General features: G+C 63.8%; 11 protein-coding genes and 1 pseudogene. 2 read left to right on the top strand and 10 right to left on the bottom strand.

Going from position 1 to position 14,542, the window contains the following annotated elements; all coding sequences use genetic code 11:
- The 7 genes and pseudogenes from IL54_RS14170 to IL54_RS14140 form a co-directional block, all read right to left on the bottom strand.
- Window positions 1-1,609: pseudogene (locus tag IL54_RS14170) on the bottom strand (double-strand break repair protein AddB); the annotation flags it as partial.
- The gene (locus IL54_RS14165) at window positions 1,602-2,312 is read right to left on the bottom strand and encodes a nucleotidyltransferase family protein (protein ID WP_037476533.1); all 711 of its coding nucleotides are present in this window, start codon (window positions 2,310-2,312) and stop codon (window positions 1,602-1,604) included. The gene IL54_RS14165 and the pseudogene IL54_RS14170, both read right to left, overlap by 8 nt.
- A complete protein-coding gene (locus IL54_RS14160) occupies window positions 2,309-3,295 on the bottom strand; it encodes an aminoglycoside phosphotransferase family protein (protein WP_037476532.1) in 987 nt (328 codons plus the stop codon). The genes IL54_RS14165 and IL54_RS14160 overlap by 4 nt, the downstream gene beginning before the upstream one ends.
- The gene (gene tsaE / locus IL54_RS14155) at window positions 3,292-3,750 is read right to left on the bottom strand and encodes a tRNA (adenosine(37)-N6)-threonylcarbamoyltransferase complex ATPase subunit type 1 TsaE (protein WP_037476531.1); all 459 of its coding nucleotides are present in this window, start codon (window positions 3,748-3,750) and stop codon (window positions 3,292-3,294) included. Before tsaE ends, IL54_RS14160 begins: the two co-directional genes overlap by 4 nt.
- Window positions 3,743-6,088, bottom strand: coding sequence for a sensor histidine kinase (locus IL54_RS14150; RefSeq protein WP_037478720.1), 2,346 nt, complete (start codon window positions 6,086-6,088; stop codon window positions 3,743-3,745). The genes tsaE and IL54_RS14150 overlap by 8 nt, the downstream gene beginning before the upstream one ends.
- A gap of 277 nt (window positions 6,089-6,365) precedes the next feature.
- Complete coding sequence (gene ahcY / locus IL54_RS14145) at window positions 6,366-7,784, bottom strand: adenosylhomocysteinase (RefSeq protein ID WP_037478717.1); 1,419 nt, start codon at window positions 7,782-7,784, stop codon at window positions 6,366-6,368.
- A gap of 140 nt (window positions 7,785-7,924) precedes the next feature.
- On the bottom strand, window positions 7,925-8,485 hold the full coding sequence (locus tag IL54_RS14140) for a YqgE/AlgH family protein (RefSeq protein WP_037476530.1): 561 nt from the start codon (window positions 8,483-8,485) through the stop codon (window positions 7,925-7,927).
- A 120-nt stretch (window positions 8,486-8,605) separates the two neighbouring features.
- Between IL54_RS14140 and IL54_RS14135 the strand changes: the two genes are divergently transcribed.
- Together IL54_RS14135 and IL54_RS14130 are read left to right on the top strand one after the other, a co-directional pair.
- Entirely contained in the window at window positions 8,606-9,088 is a 483-nt protein-coding gene (locus IL54_RS14135; RefSeq protein ID WP_037476529.1) for a peroxiredoxin, read from the top strand.
- 87 nt (window positions 9,089-9,175) lie between these two features.
- Window positions 9,176-10,630, top strand: a complete 1,455-nt coding sequence (locus IL54_RS14130) for an AMP nucleosidase (protein WP_037476528.1) — start codon at window positions 9,176-9,178, stop codon at window positions 10,628-10,630.
- Between the two features lie 15 nt (window positions 10,631-10,645).
- Here the strand turns inward: IL54_RS14130 and IL54_RS14125 are convergent, their stop codons facing one another.
- The 3 genes from IL54_RS14125 to IL54_RS14115 are packed head-to-tail and all read right to left on the bottom strand — an operon-like array spanning window position 10,646 to window position 14,522.
- A complete protein-coding gene (locus IL54_RS14125; protein WP_037476527.1) occupies window positions 10,646-11,797 on the bottom strand; it encodes a GGDEF domain-containing protein in 1,152 nt (383 codons plus the stop codon).
- A gap of 32 nt (window positions 11,798-11,829) precedes the next feature.
- Window positions 11,830-13,707: a M2 family metallopeptidase gene (locus tag IL54_RS14120; RefSeq protein WP_037476526.1), complete on the bottom strand. Its 1,878-nt coding sequence runs from the start codon at window positions 13,705-13,707 to the stop codon at window positions 11,830-11,832.
- 53 nt (window positions 13,708-13,760) lie between these two features.
- Window positions 13,761-14,522 (bottom strand): alpha/beta fold hydrolase, encoded by a 762-nt coding sequence (locus IL54_RS14115; protein WP_037476525.1) that lies wholly within the window; start codon window positions 14,520-14,522, stop codon window positions 13,761-13,763.
- Between the last annotated feature and the right edge of the window lie 20 nt (window positions 14,523-14,542).

Here is a 14,542-nt window from a genome sequence, read left to right as displayed (position 1 = left end):
CCTGCCCCTGGTGCCCGGCCCAGATCGCGTCGCCCGTCAGCGCGCCCGCCTGCTCGCTGATGGCGGCAAGCTGGCCCGACAGGTCAGGCGTTGCGAGAAAAGCGCGCTCCAGCGGTTCGAGCAGCGCGCGCGCCTGCGGCCACCAGTCGCGCACCTGTGCGCGCAGGGTGCCCTGCCGGTCCTCATCCTCGCGCGGGCGCAATGTTTGGTCGATGCCGATCAGCCCGGCCTGCGGGCGGGGGCCACGCAGCAGCAGGTCAAGGCCGCGCACGCCCTCCAGCCAGGCCAACCGCCCCGTCCCGCGCATCACCAGCGGATGTTTGAGCAGCGTCAGCAGCGCAACCGGCGCAAAGCGTTCCGCCACCGCCTGCGCCATCGCGATCAGCAGCGTGCCGGGCGGCAGGCGCGAAAGCGGCAGGCCTGCCGAATCGTCCGCCTCTATCCCCCAGCGGCGCAGATGCGCGGACACGCGCGTCGCCAATTGCCGGTCGGGCGTGACCAGAGCGGCGGTGCGGCCCGGCGTTTCCAATGCCTCGCGTAGGGCGATGGCGATGGCCTGCGCCTCCTCGCCCGGCGTCGCGACATCCAGCGCCTCGACACCCGCGAGCGAGCGGTCGGCGGTTTTGAGGTCGCGCCAGCCGCTGGTGAGCTTTGGCGGCAGCATCGCGTTGGAAATATTGCGCCCGCGCACCGCTCGCGCATCATGCTCGCTGCCCCAGCGCCATTGCGCCACATCGTCGCGCGTCGCGCTCATGGCATGGAGCAGGCGCTTGAGCGCATATTGGGGATGGCTCTCATGCCCTGCAGGCGCGCGGCCCGTCACCGGGTCGGGATCGAACGGGCCGATCGCTTGCCAGGCGGCATCGTCCATATGCTGGTCCAGTCCGGCGAACACCACCATGCCGCCGGGCATCTCGCCGATCCGACGCAGCAGTCCTGCAACGGCAGGGGCCGTGGTTGAAATACCCGCCGCCACGACGAAGCCAGAGGGCGGCGCGTTGGCCCAGCGTTTGGCCAGCCGATCGAACAGGCGATTGCGCCGATCGACCAGATCGATGCAGCCAAGCCGCGCCAGTTCGGCCGGCCAACGCGCAATGATAATCTCGAACAGGGTTAAAGACTTTTGCCAATGACCGGAGAGTTCGTCCGAAAGGCTGAGCTTACGCAGCGCGTCAGGGGTCAGCCGTTCGACCTGCATCTGGTCCAGCACCTGTCCCAGTGCCTGCCCCAGTTTCAGCGCCTGTCCGGCATCGATGCCGGGCTGTGCCTGCTGCACCAGACGGGCTAGGATCATCTGCCGCTGCATCGGCGCGATTGCGGGCGCGATGGGATCATCCTCGCCCAGCGGATCGAGCGCGCCGCCGACTTGCTCCCCTATGTCCGGGTCGCCGATCGGAATGAGCCGGGGCAGCAGCAATCCACCGCCTGACGCGCGCACGAAAGCGTCGGCTACCGCCCGCACGCCGCGATTGCTGGGCAACAGGATCATCCCCCGCGACAGCGCCAGCGGATCGCGCCCCTGCCGCGCCATGATGCCTGCGACCAGCGCGTCGGCGAAGGCGCGATGCGCCGGGATCGTGAAGAGTGCTGGCTGTCCGCGATCACCCATGGGCGAGCATGGCTTCGACCACGGGAATGGCCTGCGGCGTGCCGACGTCGAACCAGAGGCCCTGGTGCGACACGCCATAGAGCCGCCCGGCCGCGATCGCGCGGGACCAGAAGATGTTGGTGGAAAAGACGTCGGCAGGCGGATCGACCAGCAGCGACGGAGATAGGATCTGTACGCCGGTAAAGACGAAGGGCGCGACATGCGCGCTTTTGCGTCGGGTCAGCCGCCCATTGGCGTCCATGTGGAAATCGCCCGGCCCGCTATGGCAGTTGGCCCGCGCCAGCGGCACCAGCAGCAGCAGGGCATCCATCCGGTCGGCATCCCAATGGCGCTGCATCAGCGCCAGCGTATCCTGCGGCCCGTCGATCCACAGATTGTCGCTATTGGCGCAGACGAAGGGCTTGTCGCCCAACAGCGGCTTGGCGTGGACCAGACCACCACCCGTCTCCAGCAATTTGGCGCGCTCGTCCGAGATGAGGAACTCCGCCCCGCTTTTGCGCGCGCGCAGATGCGCCTCGACCGTGTCGGCGAGATAATGGACGTTCACCACCACCTTGCGGATGCCGCCCGCTTCCAGCCGGTCGAGCGCATGATCCATCAGCGGCTGACCTGCCACCTTGACCAGTGGCTTAGGCCGGGTGGCCGTCAGTGGGCGCATCCGCTTGCCAAGGCCCGCCGCCATCAACATCGCCGTGTTGATCATGCCGCCGCAAACTCCGTGAGCGCCTCATGGCGCTTGTCGGTCGGGATGTTGGCGGCGAACCAGTCCGCTACAGGAGCCAGCGCGGGATGCGCGAGGTCGCGCTCCAGTAAGCCCCACATGCGCGGCAGATAGGAGAGGTAACGCGGCTTGCCGTCCCGCTGCCACAATCGGGTGAAGATGCCGATGATCTTGGCATTGCGCTGCGCGCCGAGCACCGCATAGGCCGCATCGAAATCGGCGGGCGGGGTCGCCACGGCCTTGTAGTGCGCCAGCATAGCCGCCTCGACGGCAGGCGGCACATCGCGCCGCGCATCCTGCAACAACGAGACGAGATCATAAGCGGGATGCCCGGCGAGCGCGTCCTGAAAATCGAGCAGGCCAAGGCCATGCGATGCCGCCCGGTCGATCAGCATGATATTTTCGGCATGATAGTCGCGCAGCACGGTGACGGTCGGGCTGGCCGATTGCTCGACCAGCGGCAGCACGGCATCCCAGGCTGCGACATAAGCGTCCTGATCGACCGCGAGGCCGATCGCCGGGCAATACCATTCCGTCAGCAATCCGACCTCGCGCTGATAGACGGCGCGGTCATAGGCAGGCACGGGCGCGGCAGGCAGGCGGTGCAGGTCGGCGAGCAGGTCGATCGCGCGGGCATAAACGGCCATTTCCTCACCGGGCCGGGCGTCGAGATGCTCCTTGACCCGCAGGTCGCCAAAATCCTCGATCAGCACCAGCCCGTCGTCCAGGTCGCGCGCCAATATGCGGGGCGCGGCAAAGCCGTCGGTCAGCAGATGTTCAGCGATGGCGATGAACGGGCGGGGATCTTCGTGCGGCGGGGGCGCATCCATCAAAACGGCCCGGCGGCTATCGTCGATGACGCGGAAGTAGCGGCGGAAGGAGGCGTCGCCTGCGAGCGGAACGATGGCGGCGTCGCCCCACCCCGCGCGGGCGAGGAAAGCGGGCGCGGCGGCGGGCGGGATCATAGCTGTGACCATCGCTCCGTCCAAGCGTCCGGCACGTCCGCTGTCAAGCGCCGTCCGCCATCCGGGTCGAACGCAATGGTCAATCGCAGCGCATGGGACCACAGCGTATCGCCCAGCCGGTCGGGCCATTCGATGATCAACAGGCTGTCCATCAGATAATCGCCGAGCGCCAACTCGTCCGCCTCCCGCGCGTCGTCCAGCCTGTAGAGGTCGACATGGGCGACCGGCAGGCGGACTTCGGGCACATCATAGGGCTGGACGATCGCGAAACTCGGACTGGGCGCCTCGCTTTCAAGCCCCAACGCTTCGAGAATGCCGCGCGCCAGCGTCGTCTTGCCCGCGCCCAGCCCGCCATAGAGCGCGATCACATCGCCGATGCGTGCTTGGGCAGCAAGGCGCTGGCCAAGGTCGAGCATCGCCGCTTCGTCGGCCAGACGGATGGTCCGGTCAGCCACGCGGCAATTCGATCACGATCATCGTCCCCTGCCCTGCCTCCGACACCAGTTGCAACGTGCCGCCATGCGCCTGCGCCAGTTGCCGGGCGAGCGGCAGGCCGATGCCCGCGCGTCCTCCGGCCCGCGCCTGCCCCGCGCGCGCTGTCGGATCGAAAATCGCATCCTGCTGCGCCGTCGGGATGCCGGGACCATTGTCGGAAATCACAATCCGCGCCTTGTCCGCCCCGCCGTCACCGTGGAGCAGCACCCGCGCGCCCTTGCCGCAATGGGCCAGCGCATTGTCGAGCAGATGGTCGATCGCCTGGCCGATGCGCCGCGCGTCGCCCTGCACCACGCCGAGGCTGTTTTCCAGCGAGACAGCGAGGTCAATGCCCTTGGCCTTGGCATCGGCACCCAGCCGTGCGGCGCTTTCCCGCGCCACCGCCGCCAGATCGACAGGCGCTCGTTCAATCGGCAAGGTGCCCGCTTCACCCTGGGTCAGGTCCAGCACATTGTCGATCAGCATCGCCAAGCGACCCGTGCTTTGAAGAATGCCGTCGACATAGTCCTTGGCCGATGGGCTGAGTTCGCCCGCATAGCCCGCGCTCATCATCTCGGCAAAGCCAGCGATGGTGGTGAGCGGGGTGCGCAGTTCATAGCTCATATTGGTGACGAAGGCCGTCTTGACCTGGTCCGCTTGCTCCAGCGCTTCATTGCGATCGCGCAGCACCTGTTCGACCCGGCGACTGTCGGTCACGTCGAGCATCGTGAAGAGCGCATTACCGTCGGGCAGCGGAATGGCGGCAAATTCGAAGATGCGCCCATCAGCGAAACCGACATGGCCTGCGCGCTGCTTGCGCTCGATCGTGGCGGCGCGGACGAGTTCGCGGACCAGATTGGCCTGTTGCGGCTTGGCGAGCCGCGCCTGTACATCGCGCATCAGGTCGTCGATGCGGGGATGTTTGGCCAGCATTTCCTCGGTCGCGCCCCAGATACTGCGGAACCGGCTGTTCCACATCTGCAACCGTCCGTCGGATGAAAATACGCCGATCGATTCGAACAGATTGTCGAAGGTCGCCGTCCGCACCCGCAGCAACGTGTCGCGCGCGCTCGACAACTGCACCTGCTCGGTGCGATCCTCGAAGATCAGCAACAGGCCACCATCGGGCAAGGGCTGCGCATAGACGCGCAAATGGGTGCCGTCCTGCAACAGCCAATTTTCCTCGCGCGGATCAGGCGACAGAAACCAGTCGCGCCGCTCCGCGCGCCATGCGGGGAAATCGCGATGTTCCGGGATGCGCCGCGCGTCACGCATCTGGTCCAATACGCGCTCGAACAGGGGCGAGTCGGCCAGTTGCTCCTGATGCAGAGCGAACAGGCTGATGAAAGGCTGGTTCCAGAAACTCAGCGCCCGGTCAGGCCCGAAGCGCGCGACACCGGCCGACAGCCGATCAAGCAAGTCGCGCTGCGCCGCTTCCAGCCGCCGATGCTCGACCCGCGCTTGTTCCAGTTCATGCTGATCGACCGCATAGCCCGCGACGCCCGCTACGCCGAGCGGCACGTCGACCACGCGCATTGTCCGCCGTTCGCCATCGATCGTCGCGGGCACCATGCGTGCGACCGGCTCATCCTGCGCGACGGCATCGGCGGCGGCGGCCTGCGCGGAGAGGCCAGCTACCGGCTCGACCAGTTCGATGCCCTGGGCGATGACGTCATGGGCGCTACCACCATCGACGGCAGCGACATAAGCGCTGTTGACGAGGCTGAGGCGCAGATCCGGGGTCCGATGCCACATCGGGAAGGGCGCCGCCTCGACCAGGCCCGCCAGCGCTTCGAGCGCGTCGCTCAATTGTTCGACCTTGCTTTGGAGCGAGCGAATTTCCGCTTGGCTGTCGGTCGCGTCGAATATCCACAGCACGACGCCGCCATTGGACGCCAGTTCCGGCCCGGCGGGGGCACCACGTATCAGCAACAATCGCGAGGAGCCCACGCCGCGCACCGGCAGCGCGAAGCTCTTGCCCGCACGCTGCGCCGACGCGATCTCACCCGCCAGCGCCGCTGCATCCTCAGGCTCCAGCCCGCCGTCGGCAGCCGTCAGTTCGGAAGCGAAGTTCGGCACGCGCGGCTTGCCCAGCCATTTGGCGAGGCGATCGGCCGCTTCCATCCGTCCGTCGGGGTGAATGATGACCGGCGCGGCAGGGGCGGACGCCAGCAGCGTGGCAAGCCGATCGAACTTGCCCTGCGCCTGCATACCCTCGCGCCGCATCCGCTGTCCGCTGGCAAGCGCCCAGACAGCCGCTACCAACCATAAGGCCAGCACGACACCCAATATGATGGCGGCAAGGGGACTGAGCGTCATCATGACGCCATCTCTCCCTTTCGCCGAACCTGCCTGTCCCTGTACATAATTACGCCCCGACTATCGCAAGTCGGGCGCAGCGGGAAGCGGGGATGCAAAGAATTGATAATAGAATGACGGCAGGGCTTGATAAAGCAAATCAAACGAAATCCTCCCCCTGCGGGGGAGGTGGCAGCACGAAGTGCTGACGGAGGGGTGTCACCCTATCGATAGGGCAACACCCCTCCGTCTGGCCTATGGCCAGCCACCTCCCCTACAAGGGGAGGATCGCCAATTATCAGTAACGGTAGTGGTCAGGCTTGTAGGGGCCTTCGACCGGCACGCCGATATAGTCGGCCTGGCGCTGGCTCAGCTTGGTGAGCTTCACGCCCAGCTTTTCCAGATGCAGTTCGGCGACCTTTTCGTCCAGATGCTTGGGCAGGACATAGACGTCGTTGCCGTACTGCTCGCTCTTGGTCCAAAGCTCGATCTGCGCCAGCGTCTGGTTGGTGAAGCTGGCCGACATCACGAAGCTCGGATGGCCGGTGGCGTTGCCCAGGTTAACGAGACGGCCCTTCGACAGGACGATGATTTTCTTGCCATCAGGGAATTCGACTTCGTCGACCTGCGGCTTGATCTCGGTCCACTTCATGTTGGCGAGGCCGGCAATCTCGATCTCGCTGTCGAAATGGCCGATGTTGGACACGATCGCCATATTCTTCATAGCGCGCATATGGTCGACGGTCAGGACGGCTTCGTTGCCGGTCGCGGTGACGAAGATGTCGGCGCGGGGCGCTGCTTCTTCCATCGTCACGACTTCATAGCCTTCCATCGCCGCCTGCAACGCGCAGATCGGATCGACTTCGGTCACCAGAACGCGCGCGCCGCCATTGCGGAGCGAAGCGGCAGAGCCCTTGCCGACATCGCCGAAGCCCGCGACGCAGGCGACCTTGCCAGCCAGCATGACGTCGGTGCCGCGACGGATCGCGTCGACCAGCGACTCTTTGCAGCCATAGAGATTGTCGAACTTCGACTTGGTGACGCTGTCGTTCACGTTGATCGCGGGGAAGGGCAGCTTGCCCTTCTTGGCCAGTTCATAAAGGCGATGGACGCCGGTGGTGGTTTCTTCCGACACCCCCTTGATGCTGGCGACGGTCTTGGTCAACCAGCCCGGACGCTCGGCAAGGACGCGCTTGAGCACCGCGCAGAAGATTTCTTCTTCTTCGTTCGACGGCGTGAACAATTCTTCACCGGCCTCGACCCGCGCGCCCCACAGCGCGAACATGGTGGCATCGCCGCCATCGTCCAGGATCATGTTGCAGACGCCGGACTCATGATTGTGCCAGTCGAAGATGCGCTCGACATAGTCCCAATATTCCTGCAGCGTTTCACCCTTGATCGCGAAGACGGGCACGCCCGACGCGGCGATCGCGGCAGCGGCATGGTCCTGCGTCGAATAGATGTTGCAGGTCGCCCAGCGCACTTCCGCGCCCAGCGCGGTCAGCGTTTCGATCAGCACGGCGGTCTGGATCGTCATGTGCAGCGATCCGGTGATGCGCGCGCCCTTGAGCGGTTGCGACGCGCCGAATTCCTCGCGCAGCGCCATCAGGCCCGGCATTTCGGTTTCGGCAATATCCATTTCCTTGCGGCCAAAGGTCGCGAGGCCGATATCGGCAATCACATAATCCTGCGCCTTGGCAGCGGGTACGGTGGCCACGAGCATATCTCCGTCAGTCAAATAAAGGCTGGCACCGCTGACGTGAGCCGGGCGGCGACGATGGGCCGGGCTTTACCAAGCGGCGGGCCTTATGGCAATGCAATATAAAGATGTCTTTATGTGCCTATCGCCTATGGCGCTCAGGCGGACCCAGCACCGCTCACCAGATGCGACGAATCGATGCCCATCGCCGCGAAAATAGCCGACCATTTGCGGCGCGCAGGCGTTTCGAACAGCAGATCCTTGTCGCCTGGCGCCAGGAACCAGCTTTCACCGGTCATCTCCTGTTCCAGCTGGCCAGCACCCCACCCGGCATAGCCCAGCGCCACGAGATAGCGACTTGGCCCCCGCCCCTCGCCGATCGCCTTCAAGATATCGAGCGAACCCGACAGGCCCCAGCGATCATCGACCTGCACCATGTCCTGCCCCGCCCAGTCGAGCGAATGCAGCACGAAGCCTCGGCGCGGCTCGACCGGGCCGCCGCGCAGCACGGGCCTATCCGGCACGCCGCTACCGTCAATATCGAAACTTTCGAGCAGATCGCGCAGCCGCACCTCCTCCATTTCCTCACCCACGGCGATGCCCAGCGCGCCATGTTCGTCATGCACGCACAGCGCGATCACCGAATGATCGAAGCGCATGTCGTCCATGCCGGGAAGCGCGAGCAGGAAATGCCCACCATAGAAGCGCGACTGGTCCATAGGTTTGACTATAGCCGCACGCACAGCATTGCCAAGGACGGCTTGCATAACGCCCCTCCCCTTGACAGTCGGACCGGCAAGCCCGACCTCCCGCCCGACACAAGGCCAGGAGATATGACCATGACCATTGCCACAGGCGAACGCCTGCCCAGCACGACCTTCACCAAGATGACCCAGAACGGCCCCGAAGCCGTGGCTTCGGACGAGTATTTTGCGGGCCGCACCGTCGCCATCTTCTCGGTGCCGGGTGCCTTCACCCCGACCTGTTCGGCCAAGCATTTGCCTGGTTTCGTTGAAAAGGCCGATGCGCTCAAGGCCAAGGGCGTGGATGAAATCGCCTGCACCGCCGTCAACGACGTGTTCGTCATGGGTGCGTGGGGCAAGTCTGCCGGTGCCGATGACAAGGTAACGATGCTGGCCGATGGCAATGGCGATTTCGCCAAGGCGGTGGGCCTGACGATGGACGGCAGCAAGTTCGGCCTCGGCACGCGCGGCCAGCGTTTTTCGATGATCGTCAAGGACGGGGTCGTTGCTGAACTGAATGTCGAGGAACCGGGCGACTATAAGGTTTCGTCGGCCGACCATATGCTGGGCCAGCTCTGATCGTTGCGAAGGCGCGCTGGACATCCAGCGCGCCTTTGTTGCAGCAAGCGTCTTCCTTCCGTCACGCAAAGGCGGTAACAGGGGGCGATGACACAGAGCATCGGCAAGGCGACGGTCGCGCAACTCGACCACATCTATCAGACATCCATCGAAAATCTACGTGAGGCCATGCGCGCCTACGCCCGCGACGGCAGTGTGCCTGCCGTCACCGCGCGCAGCGAACGGCTTTTCTGCTATCCCGAACTGCGGATCATCTATCATGGCGAAAGCGACATGCCGCCGCCCGGCCGATCGTTCGCGCGCCTGTCGAAGCCCGGCCGCTATGTGACCACCATCACCCGCCCGGCGATGTTCGCCGACTATCTGGCCGAACAGATCGACCTGCTGGTCCGCGATTATGGCGTCGAAGTGGAGACGGGCCTCAGCACCCAGCAAATCCCCTTCCCCTATGTGCTGGACGGGCTGGACATCAGCGCGCTCGATGGCACGCCGCCGACCGAACTCGCGCGGCATTTTCCGGCGACCGAACTGGCCGAGATTGGCGACGAGATTGCCGATGGGCTGTTTATTCCCAATTCCGATGGCGACCGGCCCTTGGCGCTGTTCGACGGGTTGCGCACCGATTTCTCGCTGGCGCGGCTCAAACATTATACCGGCACGCCCGCGGAGGATGTGCAGCGCTACATATTGTTCACCAACTATCATCGCTATGTCGATGAATTCGTGGCTTGGGCCTGTGCCGAGCTAAAGCGCGAAGGCAGCCGCTTTACCGCCCTGTCGGGGGCGGGCGGCGTCTATGTCACGTCCGAAACCGCCGATCCCGCTCGGATGATCGCCGACAGCGCCTGGCGTCGGCATCAGATGCCCGCTTATCACCTGATCGCGCCGGATCGCAGCGGCATCACCCTCGTCAATATCGGCGTCGGCCCGGCCAATGCCAAGACGATCTGCGACCACCTCGCGGTGGTTCGCCCCGAAGCCTGGCTGATGATCGGCCATTGCGGTGGTCTGCGTCCCAGCCAGCGGATCGGCGACTATGTGCTGGCCCATGCCTATCTGCGCGACGACAAGGTGCTGGACGCGATGCTGCCGCCGGAAATCCCGGTTCCGGCCATCGCCGAAGTGCAGGTCGCGATGGCGAGCGCGGCCGAAGCGGTGTTGGGCGGCGGCGACAAGGAAGATTTCCGCCGTCGCCTGCGCACCGGCACTGTGGTCACTACCGACGATCGGAATTGGGAACTACGCTATTCCAGTTCGGCGCTGCGATTCAGCCTGTCGCGGGCCGTGGGGATCGACATGGAATCGGCGACGATCGCAGCGCAGGGCTATCGCTTCCGCGTCCCTTACGGCACGCTGCTCTGCGTGTCCGACAAGCCGATCCACGGCGAACTCAAGCTGCCGGGACAGGCCAACCGCTTCTATGAAGAAGCGATTGCGGGCCATTTGCGCGTCGGGCTGATGACCTGCGAATTGCTGCGTAAGGAGGGAGCGAAGCTGCACAGCCGCAAGCTGCGCGCCTTCAACGAGCCGCCGTTTCGCTGATCAGGGGACCGACGATCAGGCAGCCGCGCGCCAAATGGCGACGCGGTTCTTGCCTTCCTTCTTGGCATCATACAGCGCCGTATCGGCGCGCGCGACCATATCCTCCAGGCTTTGGTCGGACGCGAGCAACTCGGCCACCCCAAAACTGGCTCGCAGCGCGGCTTCGGGTGCGTTTGGAACGACAAGGCAGCCAATTTCCGCGCGCACACGCTCCATGACATCGGCCGCCGCCGCGGCGTCGGTCTCGACTAGCAGCAGGCCGAATTCGTCGCCACCCAGACGCGCCACGATGTCCCCGCGACGCACCGCATTGGTCAGCAACTGCGCGAAACCGCACAATGCTGCATCTCCGGCGATATGCCCGTGCCCATCGTTCAACGCTTTGAACCCGTCCAGGTCGCAAACCACCAGCGCCAAGGGCCGCTGGTGCCGGTGCGCATGGGCGATCGCGCGGCTTGCGGATTCGTCCAGTCCGCGCCGGTTCAACACATTGGTCAGCGGGTCATGACGCATCTGCCGGCGCAATTGATGCGCAAGGTCGCCCGCCACCACCATGACAGCCGCGACGCCCAGACCGACATAGATGGACGGCAACCCCAGCCCAAGCAAAGCGCGATACAGGGCCATCCCCTCACCGGGCGCCCGACCCAAATCCGTTGCAGCACTGGCAACCAGCCCGGCTTCGAACAGCGCGAGGATGAGGCTCATGCTGAAAAAGGCCATCTCCGGCGCGCTGAAACGTCGGTTGCGGGGCCAAAGTGCGATCGCCGAACACAGCATTAACAGGCCGACATAAGATGGCACGACGATGCCCTGGAGCGACCGGTCACCGATTAACGCCACATAGCTGCCGCCTGTGGCCACGACGGCACCACAGAGGATCAGCGCGCGCCAAGGGACCGGCTTCCCCGATCGTTGCCGGACGCCCACGAGCATCAAGGATCCGCTCACCACGATCAGGCAGGACGTCAGGGCCATCAAACTGCCGCTGCCAAGGGCAGCGCCACCCGCATTGGCCAGCCACTGTCCCGTTGCCGCCACATAGGATAGCGCCCAGCTGCGCACATGACGTTGCCGCCCAAAGTGCAACCACGCCACCCCCATCGCCAGTGCCATAATGACACTGGTGAAAATGAGCAAAGCAATGACAATGATAACCGGGTCCATGAAGACCAGCCCCTAAGAAGTTTCGACTGCTTTTACCAGCCGCAAGACTTGCCTTCATTCTGTTGGATCAACCATTTTTGCAATGGCGCGAAATAGGCGGTCATGGACTTGCCGGAAATGGTGCGTGTACCGGTAAAAGTTTGCAGTGCATCGGGCCAGGGTTTGGACGCTCCCATTTCCAGCATGGCGTTCAACTTCGCCCCGACATCTTTGTTACCATAGAAGGAACAGCGATGCAGCGGCCCTTTCCAGCCCGCTTGCTTGCACGCTGCTTCGTAGAATTGGAATTGCAGGATTCTGGCGAGGAAATAACGCGTATAGGGCGTGTTGCCGGGGATATGATATTTGCCACCCGCATCGAACTTCGTCTCATCGCGCGGCGCAGGCGGGATGATGCCTTGATATTGTAACCGCAGGTCGGTCCATCCCTTCTGCATCTGGTCCTGCGGGATCGACCCGTCGAACACACCCCAGCGCCATTTGTCGATCAGCAGGCCAAAGGGCAGGAACGCGACCTTGTCCATCGCCTGCCGCAGCAGCAGCCCCAGATCCTTGTCCGCGCCGGGCATCTTGGCGGCATCAAGAAGGCCGATCTTCACCAGATAATCGGGCGTGATCGACAATGCGACGAAATCGCCGATCGCTTCATGGAAGCCATCATTGGCCCCGTCCAGATAGAGATAGGGATTCTTGTTATAGGCGCGCTGATAATAATTATGGCCGAGTTCGTGATGGATGGTCACGAAATCGTCGCTGTTGATCTTGGTACACATTTTGACGCGCAGATCGTCTTTATTGTCCAGATCCCAAGCCGACGCATGGCACACGACTTCGCGGTCGAGCGGCTTGATGAACTGGGTGCGGTCCCAGAAGGTCGCAGGCAGCGGCTCCAGCCCAAGCGAGGAATAGAAGCCCTCGCCGATCTTGAACATCTGCTTTTCCCAATAGCCGCGCCGCTGCTTTTCCGGGGTGTCGGGACTGTCCACCTGATCGGGCCGGGTTTCGACAAAGCCCTTCGCCTTGAGCAGGTCACCGACATCGAAGCCGAGGTCGCCAGCGCCTGCGGGCGCCACCACATCATAGATATTGCCCCATTCCTGCGCCCACATATTGCCGAGCAGGTCGGCGCGGATCGGGCCTGTCGTGGGCTGCACCTCCGCACCATATGTCTCGTTCAGCTTGGTGCGGGTGTAGCAATGCAGTTCGTCATAGAGGGGCTTCACCTCCGCCCAAATCTTGTCGGTCAGCTTGGCGAAATCGTCGGCAGGCATGTCATATTTCGACCGCCACATCGCGCCGGTGTCGGCAAAGCCCAATTCCTTCGCGCCCGCATTGGCGATATCGACCAGCTTGGCATAATCGCCGCGCATCGGCGCGCCGACATTATCATGCCAGCTCAACCACATTTCCTTGAGTTCCTGCGGATTGCGGCTGGAACCCATTTTTTCTTCGATGTCGCTGCCGTTGATCGGCTGACCGTTCAGCGTGCCCTTGCCTTTGCCATAGGTGGATTGAAGCCGGGTCGAGAGGTCGTTCAACTGTTGGGCTGCGCCAGGCATCGTCGGGGCAGGCAAAGTGAGTGCGGTGCGCAGCAGGTCGAGCCGCCGCTTGGTTTCCACCGACAGGCCAGGTGCGGTCGCATATTTGGCCGCTTCCAGCGCGTAATCGACCGTCATGGTGGTGCCGATCGCACCGAAATAGGCGGCGACGGCGTCACTGTCGTCGCTGATATAGGTGGAATTGATCCAGGCGGCCCGGCTGGAAATGAGCGAATGGTCGAACATCGCCTTTTCCACCTTGGCGAGGAAGGCGTCGGCCTCGGCCTCCGTGGGCGCGGGAGCCTGCTGCGCCATGGCGGGCGATATCAAAAGAGCGGCCGCAAGCGCGGCGATCGAGACGGCGATTTTCATGGGAGTCCCCTCATAGGCGTATGAGGGGAAAGTGGCCTGACGGTGCGATCCCGTCAAGCGGTGAGAAAATCGACCATCGTCTGTCCCATCTCCTTACGGGTGACGGCATTCATATGGTTGCCGGGAATCTCGGCATAGCTGCCATAGGGCAGAATATCGGCCAGTTCCTGCGCCACGCCATTATCCTGGTCGTCTGCCCCGCAAATGACCTTGGTCGGTTGCATGATCCCGGCGATAGTGGTCTCCGGCGTATCGACGAATGTGTTGAGGATATGGAGCAGCGCGACTGGATCGCCCTTGGTCGTCTTGAGGAAGGCTTCGGTCATCCATTGCGACGTGCCGCGTTCGAACGTGCCGAGGTTGGTCAGCACATTCTGATAATAGCCGCCATTGTCGAGCGATTGCACCAGACCGCGCAACCCCATACCCGCCAAAATCACCCGACGCGGCGTCGCACCGCGCGCGAGCATCCGCACCGTGGTCCGCGCACCCAGCGAATAACCGCCCAGATCATAATCGGTCAGCCCCATCTGTTCGATCAGCGCCAGACCGTCATCGGTCAGCGCATCGGCCGGATAGGCGGCGGGATCATGTGGCTTGCCGCTTTCGCCATGCCCGCGCAGGTCCGGCATGATGAGGCGGAAACCAGCCGCCACCAGCTTGGCGGCATGGCCATAGCGAATCCAATTGGTGTAGGCATTGGAGAAATAGCCGTGGATCAACACCAGATCTCGTCCTTCGCCCACGACATGAACCGCGATCGGCAGGCCGTCGAAACCCTTTACATCATGGCGTTCGATGGGGAGGTCGGTCATGGCATGGTCCTTTGGCTGGG

This window comes from Sphingobium sp. ba1, assembly GCF_000743655.1.
GTDB lineage: Bacteria > Pseudomonadota > Alphaproteobacteria > Sphingomonadales > Sphingomonadaceae > Sphingobium.
Note: the sequence above shows the minus strand (reverse complement) of the source record. Positions and strands in the feature narration are given on the sequence as shown.

What these genes read in the sequence shown, in the direction of transcription:
- IL54_RS14135 (WP_037476529.1), top strand. Translation starts at nt 8,606, where the DNA reads ATGACCATTGCCACAGGCGAACGCCTGCCCAGCACGACCTTCACCAAG.
- IL54_RS14165 (WP_037476533.1), bottom strand. Translation starts at nt 2,312, where the DNA reads ATGATCAACACGGCGATGTTGATGGCGGCGGGCCTTGGCAAGCGGATG.
- IL54_RS14115 (WP_037476525.1), bottom strand. Translation starts at nt 14,522, where the DNA reads ATGACCGACCTCCCCATCGAACGCCATGATGTAAAGGGTTTCGACGGC.
- IL54_RS14130 (WP_037476528.1), top strand. Translation starts at nt 9,176, where the DNA reads ATGACACAGAGCATCGGCAAGGCGACGGTCGCGCAACTCGACCACATC.
- IL54_RS14160 (WP_037476532.1), bottom strand. Translation starts at nt 3,295, where the DNA reads ATGATCCCGCCCGCCGCCGCGCCCGCTTTCCTCGCCCGCGCGGGGTGG.
- IL54_RS14150 (WP_037478720.1), bottom strand. Translation starts at nt 6,088, where the DNA reads ATGACGCTCAGTCCCCTTGCCGCCATCATATTGGGTGTCGTGCTGGCC.
- IL54_RS14140 (WP_037476530.1), bottom strand. Translation starts at nt 8,485, where the DNA reads ATGGACCAGTCGCGCTTCTATGGTGGGCATTTCCTGCTCGCGCTTCCC.
- IL54_RS14120 (WP_037476526.1), bottom strand. Translation starts at nt 13,707, where the DNA reads ATGAAAATCGCCGTCTCGATCGCCGCGCTTGCGGCCGCTCTTTTGATA.
- IL54_RS14125 (WP_037476527.1), bottom strand. Translation starts at nt 11,797, where the DNA reads ATGGACCCGGTTATCATTGTCATTGCTTTGCTCATTTTCACCAGTGTC.